We start from the raw sequence: 16,829 nt of genomic DNA, 5'->3' as shown, positions 1-16,829 counted from the left end.
AAGATGAGAGTAAAAGGGGGAGTTTAATCCCCCTTTTTACTGCGACTGAATGCGTCAGGCTCCAAACTTAAGATACGCATCCAATAGTTGCATAATCGCAACCATGAGTTGCAGGAACAGAATTGCCCATTCCACACCGCTCATACGCCACTCCTTTGGTATAGAGCACTTCTCCCCTGATTTACCTTTCCGCTGCCTGTCATCAGAGGTGTGTTGGTTATGTTTTGATGTGCTCCGCAGTTTAGGCACTATCGGCACCACCCGACAGCCAGGACTGAATACGGATCCTGAATTGCGGAACTGCAACACATCAAGCCAACGGACAGAATGATATCAAATCACTACTGTACATAAAAACAGATAAATTCAGTTTAGGAATTTATAAAGAAAAATCATCTAACCAACTGATTATTTTAAAAATAAAAACCGCTAATCATTCTATGTTCTTTGTCCTTCGTTGACGATGAATTTACTTCGCCTTGAGTCGACATTATGATGACCATGTTGGTTACGTTTTGATGTGCTCACCCGGCTACCACCGGGCATAAAAAAACCTCGCATTCGCGAGGTTTTTTGTTTTAAGCCGCTTAGTGAGCGTTAACCACCACCCACATCGGCCCCTGGCCTACGGCGTAGCGCCCTTTCTCTTCGAGCAGACCCTGCTCGCCTTTAATTTCATACAGCGCGATATGGTGGGATTTCTGCCCCGCCGCAATCAGGTATTTGCCGCTGTGATCGATATTAAAGCCGCGCGGCTGAGTTTCCGTCGGCTGGAAACCTTCAACCGCCAGCACGCTGCCGTCTTCGGAAACGCTAAACACGGTAATCAGGCTGGAGGTACGGTCACAGGCGTACAGATGACGGCCATCTGGCGTAATGTGGATATCTGCCGCCCAGCGGGTGTCGGAGAAATCAGACGGCATCATGTCCAGCGTCTGCACGCACTCAATCTGACCGTTTGGATCTTTCAGTTCCCATACGTCCACAGAGCTGTTCAGTTCGTTAACCACGTAGGCGTACTGCTGGTTCGGATGGAAGACCATATGACGCGGACCTGCACCTTCTACCGTCGTGACTTCAGCTGGATTCTGCGCCACCAGGTGACCATCGTCGCTCAGGGTGAACAGGCAGATACGATCCTGCTTCAGCGCAGGCACCCAAAGCGTGCGGTTATCCGGAGAGATATTCGCCGAGTGGCAGCCTTCAAGCCCTTCCACCACATCCACGGTTTCGACCGGAATGCCATCTTCAAGACGGGTGACGCTGACGCAACCCGCGTTATAAGAGCCGCTGAAGACAAAGTTGCCTTTACGATCGGTTGAAATATGGGTTGGGCTGCCCGGCAACGGGGCTTCGGCAGTGTAAGTCAACGCGCCGTCGTCCGGAGAGATGCGATAGGCCAGCACGCGAAACTCCGGGCGCACACCCACGTACAAGAAACGTTTATCCGGGCTGATAACCATCGGTTGCACCTGACCTGGCACATCAACAACCTGAACCAGCGTGAGTGTCCCTTCGGTATTTAAACGCCAGACGTGGATCTGCTGGCTTTCAGGACTGGCGGTATAAACGGTTTGTTTCATGAATATTCACTCCTCACTGCGCATGAAAGTAGTTAACTTTTGACGGTGAATGCTGAATTGTCGACAGGAGTTTTGAAGCGTTCGCCTCTCGGTGTACCATCCCATCAAAACGTAAATTCAATATTAACCCGGAAAAACAAATGACCTCGCGTGTGATTGCTCTGGATTTAGACGGTACCTTACTGACGCCGCAAAAAACCCTTCTCCCCTCTTCTCTGGAAGCGCTTAAACGCGCACAGGAAGCGGGATATCAACTCCTTATCGTAACGGGTCGACATCACGTTGCCATTCACCCTTTTTATCAGGCACTGGCGTTAGATACACCTGCAATTTGTTGTAATGGCACTTATTTGTATGATTATCAGGCAAAAAAGGTTTTAGCCTCCGACCCGCTGCCGGTTCCCCAGGCGCTGCAACTGATTGATCTGCTGGATGAGCATGCCATTCACGGCCTGATGTACGTGGATAACGCGATGGTGTACGAGCGCCCAACCGGCCATGTGGTGCGCACCAGCAACTGGGCGTTGTCCCTGCCTGAAGCGCAGCGTCCGGTCTTTACTCAGGTATCTTCCCTGCGTCAGGCAGCCCAGGACGTTGAGGCTATCTGGAAATTTGCCCTGACGGATGAAGACACCACCAAACTGAATGCCTTCGCGAAACACGTGGAACAGACGCTGGGTCTGGAGTGCGAATGGTCCTGGCACGATCAGGTGGATATTGCCCGCAAAGGCAACAGCAAAGGCAAGCGTCTGACGCAGTATGTAGAATCGCAGGGCTGGTCAATGCAGGACGCGATCGCCTTCGGCGACAACTACAACGACATCAGCATGCTGGAAGCCGTCGGTACGGGCGTGGCGATGGGCAATGCCGACGACGCGGTAAAAGCGCGCGCTAACGTGGTGATTGGCGACAACACCACCGACAGCATCGCGCAGTACATTTATACCCACCTGCTGTAATCAGGCGGTGATCGAGACGCTCTTGATTTGCGCGTAGAGCCACAGGCCAGGTTTGATCCCTAACTCATCCCTGGCCCACGGGCTGATGCGTGCCCAGAGCGTTCTGCTTCCCACCTCGAGCTTCACTTCCACCTGGCCGTTATCATCAAAACACTCCGCGACTTTGGCGCGCAGGATATTTCGAATACTGGTTTGCAGCGGCGGCTGCAGCACCAGCGAAACGTCAGATGCCTGAATACGAATACGCAGCGCGGACTGCAACGGCTTGTCGATCTTATTGACCCACAGGTGCTGATCGCCCAGCGCCAGCGCCGTCATCGCGTAGTGCGGATGGTGTTCCAGCACGCTCACCTTCAGAATGCTGCTCTGCTGTTCCCGGGGCAACCAGGGGTGCATCACGCTGCTGCCCCAGACCTCTTCAAGGTTGCCGAAGGCCTTGACGCTGCCCTCTTCCAGCACCAGCACTTTGTCGGCCAGATGCAGGATCTCATCCAGCGAATGGCTGACGTAGAGCATTGGAATATTAATTTCCCGCGTCAGGCGCTGCAGGTAGGGCAGGAGCTCACGTTTGCGCGGAATATCCAGCGAGGCCAGCGGTTCGTCGAGCAGCAGCAGTTCGGGCGCGGTCAGCAACGCGCGGCCAATGGCGACGCGCTGTTTTTCTCCGCCGGAAAGCGAGGATGGCAGCCTGTCGAGCAGTGGCTCAATGCCTAAAAGCGTCACCAGCTTATCAAACTGTCCGGCCATGCTTTTCGCCATGCCGTAACGCAGGTTGCCGCGCACGCTGTAGTGCGGGAATAAGCGCGCGTCCTGGAAAACATAGCCAATGCGGCGTTTATCCGGCGAGAGATAAACCTTATTTTCCACGTCATTCAGAACGCGGTTATTCAATACAATCCGTCCTGACTGCGGGCGCGTCAGGCCGCTGATGGCATTTATCAGCGATGTTTTTCCCGCCCCCGACACGCCGAAAATGGCGGTGATACCGCTTGCAGGCAGCGTCTCGTTAAGCGTCAGGGTATGGTTTCCCAGCGTCTGGGAGAAATTTAGTTCCAGCATGCTTATTTCCCCATCCGCTCACGGCTGAGCCGCGCCAGCCATTCCGACACCAGCAGCGATACAAGGGCTAATACGATTGAGATAATACAGAGCCGCGCCGCCGCGCCCTCTCCGCCCGGCGTTTGAATCAGGGTATACATGGCCGATGGAATGGTTCGCGTCTCGCCGGGAATGTTCGAGACAAAGGTGATTGTCGCGCCAAACTCGCCCAGCGAGCGGGCGAAGGCCAGTACCGTCCCGACAATAATGCCGGGTAACGTCAGGGGAAGCGTGATGGTGAAAAAGACGCGCCAGCGCCCGGCACCCAGCGTACGCGCCGCCTGTTCGAGCTTCATGTCCACGCCTTCCAGCGCGAGGCGGATCGCCCTCACCATCAGCGGGAATGACATTACCGCTGCCGCCAGTACCGCACCGCGCCAGCTAAAAGCGAACGTCAGCCCAAACCAGTCGTAGAGCTTCTCGCCGATAAAACCGCGCCGCCCCATCGAAACCAGCAGCAGATAACCGACCACCACGGGCGGCAACACGAGCGGAAGATGAAGCACGCTGTCGAGCAGCGCTTTACCGGGAAACTGGCAGCGAACCAGTAGCCAGGCAAAGAAGATCCCAAAGGGCAAACTCAGCGCAACCGCCAGGGAAGAGACTTTAAGGCTCAGCAGAACAGCCTGCCATTCAGGATCGGTCAATATCATCAGTGAGTCGTAAATCCGTAACGTTTAAAGATTGCGGACGCTTCCGGCCCCTTCAGATAATCGCGGAAAGCCGTCACGGTCGCATTTTTATGTCCATCAACAATCGCAACAGGATATTCCACTTTCTTGTGGGAGTCTTCCGGGAACGTAGCCACCACTTTCACACCCTTACTGGCGACGGCATCAGAGCCATACACAATGCCCAGCGGGGCTTCGTTGCGTTCCACCAGCGCCAGCGCGCCGCGGACATCTTCCGCCGGAGCCAGCTTCGGTGACAATGTCTCCCAGGCGCCCAGCTTTTGCAGCGCTTCTTTGGCGTAGATCCCGGCCGGAACGTGCTCCGGATCGCCCACCGCCAGACGCCCGCCGTTCAGCAGACTTATCCAGTCGGTCTCTTTGTTGATGGTGAAGTCAGCCTGAGCGCTGGCTTTTGGTGCCACGACAACCAGGCTATTCCCCAGCAGCGTTTCGCGGGTTGCCGCATCAATCGCTTTCTTCTCCACCGCGTAATCCATCCACTTCTGGTCAGCCGAGATGAACAGATCCGCCGGTGCGCCCGCTTCTATCTGGCGCGCCAGCGTCGAGGAAGAGGCAAACGAGGAGACAACCTCGACGTTTTTCTCTTTTTTATACGCCGCCGCGATATCCTGCAGCGCGTTGGTCAGCGACGCCGCCGCAAAGACCGTGATTTTACCGTCGTCCGCCAGCGCGTGGCCGGTAAGTGAAAGCGTCAGCGTTGCCCCTGCGAAAAGGCGTACCCAGGTACGTGCCATTTTTAACTCCTGTGAGTAGCGTTATATACACATTAATATAACGGTAACGTCAGGGAGATCCCAGCGTTAAATCGTACCGCTGAAGAGGTAAACCGGTGTGATACGTTAAATATTATCGGCGAAAACGGGAAAATCTTGAGAGCAAAACGCCCGGGCAAGCCGGGCGTTTTGGGGGGAATCAATGCTGCTTTTTAGCCTGGTCTCTGTGACCAATGTTCGAAAAGACGTTGAACACTTCACCCAGGCCGTAGATGGCACCGAGGATGATGGCCATCACTACTGGTACCATGATCACGGCGAATACCAGACTTTTCAACAACTCTAACATGGTTTTCTCCAGATATTGTGAATAGCGTATTCTACCCTTTCAACTGAGAAAAACATCCCCTTTTGTGCGGTACCCTTTGCGCCCTGCACCATTTGGGTCACAATACCCTTTTTGCCAGGACACTGTTATGCAGGCCGAAATTCTCCTCACACTCCGACTTCAGCAAAAGCTTTTCGCCGATCCGCGACGTATCACCCTGCTTAAACAAATAGAACAAACGGGCTCGATTAGCCAGGGGGCGAAAAACGCGGGCATCAGCTATAAAAGCGCCTGGGACGCCATCAACGAAATGAACACCCTGAGCGAACAGCCGCTGGTGGACAGAGCCACGGGCGGCAAAGGTGGCGGCGGTGCGATCGTGACGCGTTATGGACAGCGCCTTATTCAGCTTTACGATCTGCTGGCCCAGATTCAGCAAAAAGCGTTCGATGTGTTAAGCGATGACGATAACGTGCCACTGGACAGTCTGCTGGCCGCCATTTCCCGCTTCTCGCTACAAACCAGCGCCCGCAACCAGTGGTTTGGAACGGTGACGGCGCGCGATAATCTGCAGATACAGCAGCATATTGAGATCCTGCTTGCCGATGGCACCACCCGGCTAAAAGCCGCCATAACGGCGCAAAGCGCGGAACGTCTTGAACTGGATGAAGGTAAAGAGGTGCTGGTGCTGCTGAAAGCGCCGTGGGTCACTATCACGCGCGATCCCGACGCGGCAAAGGCAGCAGATAACCAGCTGCAGGGAACAATCAGCCACATCGAACGCGGCCAGGCGCAGTGCGAAGTGCTCATGACCCTGGCAGACGGGCAACCGCTTTGCGCGACCCTACCGCTCAGCGAGTCGGACGGCTTAGAAGAAGGTGCTGTCGTCACCGCGTATTTCAACGCGGACCGGGTGATTATCGCCACTTTGTGCTGAGCGCATTGACAATCGTACCGACAGTGCGTATCCCTGATATCTATTGCTGCAAAAACAGGGATAAATCATGTCATCATTGCATATTTCGCAAGGCACGTTTCGTCTTAGCGATACCCGAACGCTGACGATTGCTGATTTGACACTACGCGCGGGTGAAAGCTGGGCGTTTGTCGGCACCAACGGCAGCGGTAAATCTGCGCTGGCCCGTGCGCTGGCGGGAGAACTCAACCTCCTCAAGGGCGAGTACCAGAGCGACTTTACGCGTCTGACGCGCCTGTCGTTTGAACAACTGCAAAAGCTGGTCAGCGACGAGTGGCAGCGCAACAACACCGATTTGCTCAGCCCTGGCGAAGACGATACCGGCCGTACGACCGCAGAAATTATACAGGATGAGGTGAAAGACCCTGCCCGCTGTGAGCGCCTGGCAGAACAGTTCGGTATCACCCCTCTGCTGAACCGGCGCTTTAAATACCTTTCGACCGGCGAGACGCGAAAAACGCTGCTTTGTCAGGCGCTGATGAGCCAACCTGAACTGCTTATTCTGGACGAACCGTTCGACGGTCTTGACGTGCAGTCCCGGGCGCAGCTGGCGTCCCTGCTGGCATCGCTTAATCAGCAGGGATATACCCTCGTGCTGGTGCTTAACCGCTTCGATGAAATTCCGGACTTTATCCAGCACGCGGGCGTCCTGGCCGACTGTAACCTGACCGAGACCGGCGAAAAAACCGCGCTGCTTAAGCAGGCGCTGATTGCCCAGCTCGCCCACAGCGAACAGCTCGACGGTATTACCCTTCCGGAACCCGACGCCCCGTCGGCGCGCCACGCGCTTGATCCCCACCAGCCGCGCATCGTGCTGCGTGACGGGATGGTTGCTTATGACGATCGCCCGATCCTTAACCGCCTCAGCTGGACGGTCAATCCGGGCGAGCACTGGCAGATTGTTGGCCCCAACGGCGCGGGGAAATCCACGCTGCTGAGCCTGATCACCGGCGATCACCCGCAGGGCTATAGCAACGATCTGATGCTGTTCGGTCGGCGTCGCGGCAGCGGCGAAACCATCTGGGATATTAAAAAACATATCGGCTATGTCAGCAGCAGCCTGCATCTGGATTACCGGGTCAGTACCACGGTACGCAACGTGATCCTCTCCGGCTATTTTGATTCCATCGGTATTTATCAGGCGGTGTCGGACAAACAGCACAAGCTGGCCCAGCAGTGGCTGGATATCCTGGGCATGGACAACCGGGTCGCTGACGCGCCGTTTCATAGCCTGTCGTGGGGGCAACAGCGTCTGGCACTGATCGTTCGCGCGCTGGTGAAACACCCTACGCTGCTGATCCTCGACGAACCGCTGCAGGGACTCGACCCGTTGAACCGACAGCTTATCCGCCGCTTTGTGGACGTGCTGATTAGCGAAGGTGAAACACAGCTGCTGTTTGTTTCACATCATGCCGAAGATGCCCCCTCCTGCATCACGCATCGCCTGGAGTTTGTTCCGGATGGCGAGCACTATCGTTATCTGCAAAGCAAAATCGATTGATCCCCGGAGGGCACTGCCCTCCGTTTTTCAGATAACCTGCACTAATACATTGCTATCCCGTTGATCTACAATGCCTCATGGCAGCTGAAAATCGGATTTTAAAAACAGTGTAAACGATTCCACTATTTTATCCCATGTCACACTTTTTGCGTCTCTGTTATGCTATGGTTATTACATACCATAAGCCCAATGGAGCGAAATATGCGAGTTCTGGTAACAGGTGGTAGCGGTTACATTGGTAGTCATACCTGCGTGCAGCTGCTGCAAAACGGCCATGACGTCATCATTCTCGACAACCTGTGCAACAGTAAGCGCAGCGTGCTGCCTGTGATTGAACGTCTTGGCGGTAAACAACCGACTTTCGTGGAAGGCGACATCCGCAACGAAGCGTTGATGACCGAGATCCTTCACGACCACGCCATTGAAGCGGTGATCCACTTCGCGGGTCTGAAAGCCGTCGGGGAGTCCGTTATAAAACCGCTCGAGTATTACGACAACAACGTCAACGGTACCCTGCGTCTCATCTCCGCCATGCGTGCGGCTAACGTCAAAAACTTCATCTTTAGTTCTTCCGCCACCGTCTATGGCGATCAGCCCAAAATTCCTTACGTTGAAAGCTTCCCGACTGGGACGCCGCAGAGCCCGTACGGCAAAAGCAAGCTGATGGTGGAGCAGATCCTGACCGACCTGCAAAAAGCCCAGCCGGAGTGGAGCATCGCGCTGCTGCGCTACTTCAATCCGGTCGGTGCCCATCCGTCTGGCGATATGGGTGAAGATCCGCAGGGCATTCCGAACAACCTGATGCCGTATATCGCGCAGGTTGCCGTCGGTCGTCGCGATTCGCTGGCGATTTTTGGCAATGACTACCCCACCGAAGATGGCACTGGCGTGCGCGACTATATCCACGTGATGGATCTGGCAGATGGCCACGTTGCCGCCATGCAGCAGCTGGCGGATAAACCTGGCGTGCATATTTACAACCTCGGCGCCGGGGTCGGCAGCAGCGTGCTGGACGTGGTCAATGCCTTCAGCAAAGCCTGCGGCAAGCCGGTGAACTACCACTTCGCACCGCGTCGTGAGGGCGATCTGCCTGCTTACTGGGCCGACGCCACCAAAGCCGACAAAGAGCTTAACTGGCGTGTTACGCGCACGCTTGATGAAATGGCACAGGATACCTGGCACTGGCAGTCACGCCACCCGCAAGGCTATCCGGACTAAGGATCCGTCATGACGCAATTTAATCCCGTCGATCATCCGCATCGTCGCTTTAACCCGTTAAGCGGGCAATGGATTTTAGTTTCTCCGCATCGCGCCAAGCGCCCCTGGCAGGGGGCGCAGGAGACGCCTGCAAAACAGACCTTGCCGCAGCACGACCCGGACTGCTTCCTCTGTCCGGGCAATACGCGCGTGACCGGGGATAAAAACCCGGACTACCAAGGCACCTTCGTGTTTACCAACGATTTTGCCGCCCTGATGACCGACACGCCGGACGCGCCGGAAAGCCACGATCCGCTGATGCGCTGTGAAAGCGCGCGCGGTACCAGCCGCGTGATCTGCTTCTCTCCCGATCACAGCAAAACGCTGCCGGAGCTGAGCGTTGAGGCACTGAAAGAGGTGGTCAGCACCTGGCAGGCGCAAACTGCCGAGCTGGGTCAAACTTACCCATGGGTGCAGGTGTTTGAAAATAAAGGTGCGGCAATGGGCTGCTCCAACCCGCATCCGCATGGCCAGGTCTGGGCGAACAGCTTCCTGCCTAACGAAGCCGAGCGTGAAGACCGTCTGCAAAAAGCGTATTACGCGGAAAACGGCTCGCCGATGCTGGTGGATTACGCACAGCGTGAGCAGGCAGACGGCAGCCGTACCGTGGTGGAAACCGAACACTGGCTGGCCGTCGTGCCTTACTGGGCCGCCTGGCCGTTTGAGACGCTGCTGCTGCCGAAAGCACACGTGCTGCGCATCACCGAACTCAGCGACGCGCAGCGCGACGACCTTGCCCTGGCGCTGAAAAAACTGACCAGCCGTTATGACAACCTGTTCCAGTGCTCCTTCCCGTACTCCATGGGCTGGCACGGCGCACCGTTTAACGGGGAAGAGAATCCGTACTGGCAGCTGCATGCCCATTTCTATCCGCCGCTGCTGCGCTCTGCGACGGTGCGTAAATTTATGGTGGGCTACGAAATGCTGGCGGAAACCCAGCGTGATCTGACGGCGGAACAGGCGGCAGAACGTCTGCGTGCCGTTAGCGACGTCCACTATCGCGAATCAGGAGTCTAAAAAATGAGTCTGAAAGATAAAACACAATCCCTGTTTGCTGAGAAATTTGGCTACCCTGCCACCCACGTAATTCAGGCGCCTGGCCGCGTTAACCTGATCGGTGAACACACCGACTATAACGACGGTTTTGTGCTGCCGTGCGCCATCGATTACCAGACGGTCATCAGCTGCGCGAAGCGCGACGACCGCCAGGTTCGCGTGATTGCGGCGGATTACGGCAATGAGACGGACGCGTTTTCCCTCGATGCCCCGATTGTGACGCACGACAGCCAGCAGTGGTCTAACTACGTGCGCGGCGTGGTGAAGCATCTGCAGAAGCGTAACAAAAACTTCGGCGGCGCCGATTTGGTTATCAGCGGCAACGTGCCGCAGGGGGCGGGCTTAAGCTCCTCTGCGTCTCTGGAGGTCGCCGTGGGCACCGTGTTCCAGCAGCTCTATCATTTACCGCTGGATGGCGCACAAATCGCCCTGAATGGTCAGGAAGCGGAAAACCAATTCGTGGGCTGCAACTGCGGCATCATGGACCAGCTGATCTCCGCGCTGGGCAAAAAAGAACACGCGCTGCTGATCGACTGCCGCTCGCTTGGCACCAAAGCCGTTCCCCTGCCAAAAGGCGCGGCTGTCGTGATCATCAACAGCAACTTTAAGCGCACGCTGGTGGGCAGCGAGTACAACACCCGCCGCGAGCAGTGCGAAACTGGCGCCCGCTTCTTCCAGCAGCCCGCCCTGCGCGACGTGACGCTCAATGAATTTAACAAAGTGGCGCACGAGCTGGATCCGATTGTCGCCAAACGCGTTCGTCACGTGCTGACGGAAAATGCCCGTACCGTTGAAGCCGCCTCCGCGCTGGCGAAAGGTGACCTGAAATGCATGGGTGAGCTGATGGCAGAATCTCACGCCTCCATGCGCGATGATTTCGAGATCACCGTTCCGCAAATCGACACCCTGGTGGAGATTGTCAAAGCGGTCATTGGCGACAAAGGCGGCGTACGCATGACGGGCGGCGGTTTTGGCGGCTGCATCGTTGCGCTGGTGCCTGAGGAGCTGGTCCCTGCCGTACAGGACGCCGTGGCGAAGCAGTACGAAGCGAAAACAGGTATTAAAGAAACCTTCTATGTTTGCAAAGCATCACAAGGAGCCGGACAGTGCTAAACGAAACACCTACCCTCGCACCGGATGGTCTGCCGTATCGCCTGTTAACCCTGCGCAACCGCGCGGGGATGGTGGTTACGCTTATGGACTGGGGTGCAACCCTGCTTTCAGCCCGCGTACCGATGCCGGACGGCAGCGTGCGCGAAACCCTGCTCGGCTGCGCATCGCCCGAGCAGTATGTTAATCAGTCCGCCTATCTGGGCGCATCCGTAGGACGCTATGCTAACCGCATCGCGAAGAGCCGCTTTGAGCTCGACGGCGTACAGTACACCCTGCTTCCAAGCCAGGGTGAAAACCAGCTGCACGGCGGCCCGGAAGGCTTTGATAAACGCCGCTGGAAAATTGTTCGGCAAAACGACGGCGAAGTGCTGTTCTCGCTGGATTCGCAGGATGGCGATCAGGGCTTCCCGGGTAACCTTATTGCCTCCGCGCGCTTTACGCTGACCGACGACAACCGTATCGCCATCGAATACCGTGCGACGGTCGACAAGCCGTGTCCGGTCAACCTGACCAATCACGCGTACTTTAATCTGGACGGCAACCAGTGCGACGTGCGTGAGCACAAGCTGCAGATCCTGGCGGATGCGTATCTGCCGGTTGACGAAATGGGCATTCCGGATCAGGGGCTCAAATACGTGAGCGGGACCAGCTTTGATTTCCGCCGCGCGAAAACGATCGCCCAGGATTTCCTGAGCGATGACGACCAGCGCAAGGTGAAAGGATACGACCACGCGTTCCTGCTGCAGGCCAAAGGTGATGTGAAACAACCTGCCGCACAGGTCTGGTCTGCGGATGAGAAGCTGCAGATGACGGTTTATACCACTGCCCCTGCCCTGCAGTTTTACTCAGGTAACTATCTCGGCGGCACAACGGCGCGCGAACACGAAGAGTACAGCGACTGGCAAGGCCTGGCGCTGGAGAGCGAGTTCCTGCCGGACAGCCCGAATCATCCGGAATGGCCGCAGCCGGACTGCGTGCTGCGCCCGGGTGAAGAGTACGTTAGCGTGACGGAATATCATTTTATTCCACATTAATATTCAGCCCTCCCTCTGGAGGGCTTTTTTCTGCGCGCCTTGCTGAAAATAGCGCCGATCGCAGACAAAATCATAACCCTGGATTCACAAGCATCTTACACTCAGAGACTATTTTCGCTATGGTTAGGGTTAAGCGTTGCTGCTGGCACGGCCACAGCAATATAATGAGAATTGTTATCATTCTAAAAATGCTTGAGGAGTAAGAGATGGCTATTACTAAGCTGGTTCTGGTGCGTCACGGCGAAAGCCAGTGGAACAACGAAAACCGCTTTACCGGTTGGTACGACGTTGATCTGTCTGAGAAAGGCGTAAGCGAAGCAAAAGCAGCAGGTAAACTGCTGAAGGAAGAAGGCTTCAGCTTTGATTTTGCTTACACCTCTGTGCTGAAACGTGCCATCCACACCCTGTGGAACGTGCTGGACGAACTGGACCAGGCCTGGCTGCCGGTTGAGAAATCCTGGAAACTGAACGAGCGTCACTACGGTGCGCTGCAGGGCCTGAACAAAGCGGAAACCGCTGAGAAATACGGTGACGAGCAGGTTAAACAGTGGCGTCGCGGCTTCGCGGTCACCCCACCAGAGCTGACCAAAGATGACGAGCGCTACCCGGGCCACGACCCGCGTTACGCGAAACTGACCGACGCTGAGCTGCCAACCACCGAGAGCCTGGCGCTGACCATCGACCGCGTTGTGCCTTACTGGAACGAAACCATTCTGCCACGTCTGAAAAGCGGCGAGCGCGTGATTATCGCGGCTCACGGTAACTCCCTGCGTGCGCTGGTGAAATACCTGGACAACATGGGTGAAGACGAAATTCTCGAACTGAACATCCCAACTGGCGTACCGCTGGTGTATGAGTTCGACGAAAACTTCAAGCCAATCAAACACTACTACCTGGGTAACGCGGACGAAATCGCAGCGAAAGCGGCGGCCGTTGCGAACCAGGGTAAAGCGAAGTAATTTTCGCTGACCATAAAAAAAGCGCGGAACCGTCCGCGCTTTTTTATTTGAGCCGTCAGAATTAACCGCGACGCGCTTTCACTGCGTTAGCCAGCTGGCGCAGGATGGCGTCGGTATCGTCCCAGCCGATGCAGGCATCGGTCACGCTCTTGCCATACACCAGCGGCTCGCTGCCTTCCAGGTTCTGGTTACCTTCAACCAGATGGCTTTCGATCATCACCCCAATCACCGCCTTCTCACCGCCGGCAATCTGCTGACAGACGTCTGCGCCCACTTCCATCTGCTTTTTAAACTGCTTGCTGGAGTTGGCGTGGCTGAAATCGATCATCACCTGCGGTGGCAGCCCGGCTTTTTCCAGCCCGACTTTGACTTCGGCCACATGTTTTGCGCTGTAGTTCGGCTCTTTGCCGCCGCGCAGAATGATATGGCAGTCACCGTTACCGCTGGTGTTAACGATGGCAGAGTGACCCCACTTGGTCACGGACAGGAAGCAGTGCGGTGCGCCCGCTGCGTTGATGGCGTCGATAGCCACCTTAATGGTGCCGTCAGTGCCATTTTTGAAGCCCACCGGACAAGAGAGACCGGACGCCAGCTCGCGGTGAACCTGAGATTCAGTAGTGCGGGCACCAATTGCCCCCCAGCTCATCAGGTCTGCCAGGTACTGCGGCGTAATCATATCCAGGAATTCACCGGCCGCAGGCAGACCGCTGTCGTTGATCTCCAGCAGCAGCTTGCGCGCAATGCGCAGACCGTCGTTGATCTGGAAGCTGTTATCCATGTGCGGATCGTTAATCAGCCCTTTCCAGCCAACGGTGGTGCGCGGTTTTTCAAAATAGACGCGCATGACGATTTCCAGCTCGTCCTTCAGCTCTTCACGCAGGGTGAGCAGACGGGCTGCGTATTCTTTCGCGGCAGCAGGATCGTGAATCGAGCACGGGCCAATCACCACCAGAAGACGATCGTCATTACCTTTCAGGATCTTATGGATCGCTTTACGAGCATGAGAAACCGTGTTTGCGGCATTTTCAGTGGCGGGGAATTTCTCAAGGAGTGCTACAGGAGGTAATAACTCATTGATCTCTTTAATGCGTAAATCGTCGTTCTGATAATTCATTTTCTTTCCAGCTCTGCCATATCTTTAGTAATGAAAGCAATCCTTTCAATCTATCTTGTCGACCAGGAAGTGTAAACACGGTTTTACACTTCACGCAGATAATTCCTGGAATTCGCCTAAAAATCGCCACAAAATAGCGAAAAATGAGATCTAACCTAAGCTTTTTAACTGTAACAACCAATTTTAAACGCTTAAACGCGATTCCCTACTGACGTAAGTCCGTAAGGCGGAATCTTTCGCCTCAAAAAAGATGCACTGTTGGAGAATGTTATCCAGCGTAACGACAAGAACAGGAGCACCATGATGAAAATGACAAAACTGGCAACCCTCTTCCTGACCGCCACCCTTACCCTTGCCAGCGGCAGCGTCCTGGCCGCCGAAACGGGCACCTCAGAGAGCAACGGTGACGCGAATGCGGCTGCGGCGGCAGGTCAGCCTGCGCCTGATGCAAAACAGAATATTGCCCCGAATAACGTCGACAACGGCCAGATCAATACCGGCAATACCAACACGGGCGGCACCATGCTGCATCCAGACGGTAGCAATTCCGGCACCATGAACCATGACAATATGAGTTCAGACGAGGTCCACAAGAACTCCATGTGTAAGGACGGAAAATGCCCGGACCCTAACGACAAAGTGGGTAACGACGCCAATACCAAAACGGATGGTACCACACAGTAATTTGTATGCACCGTCAGAAAAAGGAGAGCCCAGGCTCTCCTTTCTTTTTGGAGTAACCTATTAAAAACGCTACACTAAAAACAATAACACTTCAGGAAAGCAGACATGGCGCACTCCCATTCCCACTCGCATGCACCCGGCAACGACAACGCTAAACGACTGATGCTGGCCTTTGGCGTCACGGCAACGTTTATGATTATCGAGGTCATTGGCGGCCTGGTTTCCGGCTCTCTGGCGCTTTTGGCCGATGCCGGACATATGCTGACCGATGCCGCCGCCCTGCTCTTCGCCCTGCTGGCCGTGCAGTTTGCGCGCCGCCCACCGAATGCGCGCCACACCTTCGGCTGGCTGAGGCTGACCACCCTGGCCGCGTTTGTTAACGCCATAGCGCTGGTGGTCATTACCGTGCTTATCGTCTGGGAGGCCATACAGCGCTTTCGGCATCCACAGCCGATCGCCGGGGCGACAATGATGGTCATTGCCGTGGCAGGGTTGCTGGCGAATATTCTGGCCTTCTGGATCCTGCACCGCGGGAGCGGGGAAAAGAACCTCAACGTGCGCGCGGCGGCACTGCATGTGCTGGGTGATTTGCTCGGTTCTGTCGGGGCGATTGTCGCCGCGCTGGTGATCCTCTATACCGGCTGGACGCCTGTCGATCCGATTCTGTCCGTACTGGTGTCGTGTCTGGTCTTGCGTAGCGCCTGGCGGCTGCTGAAGGAGAGCGTGAACGAACTGCTTGAAGGGGCGCCAGCATCCCTGGACATCGACGAGCTGAAGCGTAACCTGCGCCGTACTGTCCCGGAAGTCCGTAATGTCCATCACGTGCACGTCTGGCTGGTGGGAGAGAAACCGGTCATGACGCTGCACGTCCAGGTGATCCCACCTCACGACCACGATGCGCTGCTCGATCGCATTCAGCACTTCCTGGAGCACCACTACGACATTAGCCACGCTACCGTCCAGATGGAGTATCAGCCCTGTAGCGGACCGGACTGCCACCTTAACGAGGCGCAGTCCGGTCATTCACATCATCATGACCACTAGCTGGAAAGCGCGTGAGAGCCTCGCTCACGCGCGCTGTTAATCCACATTCGGCTGCCGTTCAGTGCGATGAAGGTCAGCAGCAGATATTCCAGCGACATGGCATACACGCCCTGCAGGGCGAAGATCGCCACGCTGATCACGTTGATGATGACCCACAGCAGCCAGTTCTCAACGTATTTACGGGTCATCAGAATCATTGCCGCAATCGACAGCACCATCATGCAGGAATCCCAGAACGGGAAAGCATCCGGCTGGAGTTCTGGCATCGTCACGTTCAGGCCGATGCCGGACATGACTGAAACGGCAACGCGGGTCAGGAAGGCAAAAACCGGGTTGATGTAAACGGTCATTAAGCCAATGGCCACCACGCAGGCGACGAACCAGGCGATGGCTTTCGGCAGGGGCAGCCAACGGATCTGCAGCTCGGCCTCCTGCTGGCTGTTCTGACGCGACCAGGCATACCAGCCGTAAATATTGGCGGCAAAGAAGAACAGCTGCAAAAGCAGGCTGGCGTACAGCTGGATCTGGAAGAAGATAATCGCAAACAGCGTGACGTTAATCAGCCCGAACGCGTAGTTACTGATCTTCTCAAGGCTTGCCAACCAGATACACAATAAGCCCGCCAGCGTACCTACGGCCTCAATCCATGACAGGTCATAGCCACCTGCACCAATCGGTATATGAACCAGAATGTTATGTGTGCTAAAAAAATCCATCT

General features: G+C 55.8%; 18 protein-coding genes. 10 read left to right on the top strand and 8 right to left on the bottom strand.

Going from position 1 to position 16,829, the window contains the following annotated elements; genetic code table 11:
- Nucleotides 1-54: 54 nt before the first annotated feature.
- Both tisB and pgl read right to left on the bottom strand, forming a co-directional pair.
- On the bottom strand, nucleotides 55-144 hold the full coding sequence (gene tisB / locus ACMGGQ_RS04605) for a type I toxin-antitoxin system toxin TisB (protein WP_023332440.1): 90 nt from the start codon (nucleotides 142-144) through the stop codon (nucleotides 55-57).
- 443 nt (nucleotides 145-587) lie between these two features.
- Nucleotides 588-1,583 (bottom strand): 6-phosphogluconolactonase, encoded by a 996-nt coding sequence (gene pgl / locus ACMGGQ_RS04600; RefSeq protein WP_045909472.1) that lies wholly within the window; start codon nucleotides 1,581-1,583, stop codon nucleotides 588-590.
- Between the two features lie 140 nt (nucleotides 1,584-1,723).
- Here pgl and ACMGGQ_RS04595 point away from each other — a divergent pair, with 140 nt between their 5' ends.
- Entirely contained in the window at nucleotides 1,724-2,542 is an 819-nt protein-coding gene (locus ACMGGQ_RS04595) for a pyridoxal phosphatase (RefSeq protein ID WP_047073877.1), read from the top strand.
- Here the strand turns inward: ACMGGQ_RS04595 and modC are convergent, their stop codons facing one another.
- The 4 genes from modC to ACMGGQ_RS04575 form a co-directional block, all read right to left on the bottom strand.
- Nucleotides 2,543-3,601, bottom strand: coding sequence for a molybdenum ABC transporter ATP-binding protein ModC (gene modC, locus ACMGGQ_RS04590; protein WP_048026984.1), 1,059 nt, complete (start codon nucleotides 3,599-3,601; stop codon nucleotides 2,543-2,545).
- Between the two features lie 2 nt (nucleotides 3,602-3,603).
- On the bottom strand, nucleotides 3,604-4,293 hold the full coding sequence (gene modB, locus ACMGGQ_RS04585; protein ID WP_045909470.1) for a molybdate ABC transporter permease subunit: 690 nt from the start codon (nucleotides 4,291-4,293) through the stop codon (nucleotides 3,604-3,606).
- Nucleotides 4,293-5,066 (bottom strand): molybdate ABC transporter substrate-binding protein, encoded by a 774-nt coding sequence (gene modA / locus ACMGGQ_RS04580; protein ID WP_262805399.1) that lies wholly within the window; start codon nucleotides 5,064-5,066, stop codon nucleotides 4,293-4,295. Before modA ends, modB begins: the two co-directional genes overlap by 1 nt.
- Before the next feature lie 178 nt (nucleotides 5,067-5,244).
- A complete protein-coding gene (locus tag ACMGGQ_RS04575; protein ID WP_008501118.1) occupies nucleotides 5,245-5,394 on the bottom strand; it encodes an AcrZ family multidrug efflux pump-associated protein in 150 nt (49 codons plus the stop codon).
- Nucleotides 5,395-5,521: 127 nt separating this feature from the next.
- On the opposite strand from ACMGGQ_RS04575, the gene modE reads away from it, so the two are divergent.
- The 7 genes from modE (at nucleotide 5,522) to gpmA (ending at nucleotide 13,269) form a co-directional block, all read left to right on the top strand.
- Nucleotides 5,522-6,310: a molybdenum-dependent transcriptional regulator gene (modE, locus tag ACMGGQ_RS04570; RefSeq protein WP_252077411.1), complete on the top strand. Its 789-nt coding sequence runs from the start codon at nucleotides 5,522-5,524 to the stop codon at nucleotides 6,308-6,310.
- Between the two features lie 67 nt (nucleotides 6,311-6,377).
- Nucleotides 6,378-7,850: a molybdate ABC transporter ATP-binding protein ModF gene (gene modF / locus ACMGGQ_RS04565; RefSeq protein WP_262805400.1), complete on the top strand. Its 1,473-nt coding sequence runs from the start codon at nucleotides 6,378-6,380 to the stop codon at nucleotides 7,848-7,850.
- 201 nt (nucleotides 7,851-8,051) lie between these two features.
- Nucleotides 8,052-9,068, top strand: coding sequence for a UDP-glucose 4-epimerase GalE (galE, locus tag ACMGGQ_RS04560; protein WP_262805401.1), 1,017 nt, complete (start codon nucleotides 8,052-8,054; stop codon nucleotides 9,066-9,068).
- 9 nt (nucleotides 9,069-9,077) lie between these two features.
- On the top strand, nucleotides 9,078-10,124 hold the full coding sequence (gene galT, locus ACMGGQ_RS04555; protein ID WP_420289644.1) for a galactose-1-phosphate uridylyltransferase: 1,047 nt from the start codon (nucleotides 9,078-9,080) through the stop codon (nucleotides 10,122-10,124).
- 3 nt (nucleotides 10,125-10,127) lie between these two features.
- Nucleotides 10,128-11,276 carry a galactokinase gene (gene galK / locus ACMGGQ_RS04550; RefSeq protein ID WP_420289643.1) on the top strand — a complete coding sequence of 383 codons (1,149 nt, stop codon included), beginning with the start codon at nucleotides 10,128-10,130 and terminating at the stop codon, nucleotides 11,274-11,276.
- The gene (gene galM, locus ACMGGQ_RS04545) at nucleotides 11,270-12,310 is read left to right on the top strand and encodes a galactose-1-epimerase (protein WP_420289642.1); all 1,041 of its coding nucleotides are present in this window, start codon (nucleotides 11,270-11,272) and stop codon (nucleotides 12,308-12,310) included. Before galK ends, galM begins: the two co-directional genes overlap by 7 nt.
- Nucleotides 12,311-12,516: 206 nt before the next feature.
- Nucleotides 12,517-13,269, top strand: coding sequence for a 2,3-diphosphoglycerate-dependent phosphoglycerate mutase (gene gpmA / locus ACMGGQ_RS04540; protein ID WP_008501111.1), 753 nt, complete (start codon nucleotides 12,517-12,519; stop codon nucleotides 13,267-13,269).
- A gap of 61 nt (nucleotides 13,270-13,330) precedes the next feature.
- Here gpmA and aroG read toward each other — a convergent pair whose 3' ends face one another.
- Nucleotides 13,331-14,383, bottom strand: coding sequence for a 3-deoxy-7-phosphoheptulonate synthase AroG (aroG, locus tag ACMGGQ_RS04535; RefSeq protein WP_008501110.1), 1,053 nt, complete (start codon nucleotides 14,381-14,383; stop codon nucleotides 13,331-13,333).
- Nucleotides 14,384-14,686: 303 nt separating this feature from the next.
- On the opposite strand from aroG, the gene ACMGGQ_RS04530 reads away from it, so the two are divergent.
- Together ACMGGQ_RS04530 and zitB are read left to right on the top strand one after the other, a co-directional pair.
- Nucleotides 14,687-15,067, top strand: a complete 381-nt coding sequence (locus ACMGGQ_RS04530; RefSeq protein WP_420290557.1) for a protein YbgS — start codon at nucleotides 14,687-14,689, stop codon at nucleotides 15,065-15,067.
- Between the two features lie 105 nt (nucleotides 15,068-15,172).
- Nucleotides 15,173-16,111 (top strand): CDF family zinc transporter ZitB, encoded by a 939-nt coding sequence (gene zitB / locus ACMGGQ_RS04525; protein WP_229225504.1) that lies wholly within the window; start codon nucleotides 15,173-15,175, stop codon nucleotides 16,109-16,111.
- Here zitB and pnuC read toward each other — a convergent pair.
- Nucleotides 16,108-16,827 carry a nicotinamide riboside transporter PnuC gene (gene pnuC / locus ACMGGQ_RS04520; RefSeq protein WP_024908791.1) on the bottom strand — a complete coding sequence of 240 codons (720 nt, stop codon included), beginning with the start codon at nucleotides 16,825-16,827 and terminating at the stop codon, nucleotides 16,108-16,110. The genes zitB and pnuC overlap by 4 nt on opposite strands.
- Between the last annotated feature and the right edge of the window lie 2 nt (nucleotides 16,828-16,829).

The sequence above is a fragment of the Enterobacter sp. BNK-13 genome (assembly GCF_048685015.1).
GTDB classification, from domain to species: Bacteria; Pseudomonadota; Gammaproteobacteria; order Enterobacterales; family Enterobacteriaceae; genus Enterobacter; species Enterobacter quasiroggenkampii.
The sequence above is the reverse complement of the archived record's forward strand: the minus strand, read 5'-3'. Positions and strand labels throughout refer to the sequence as shown.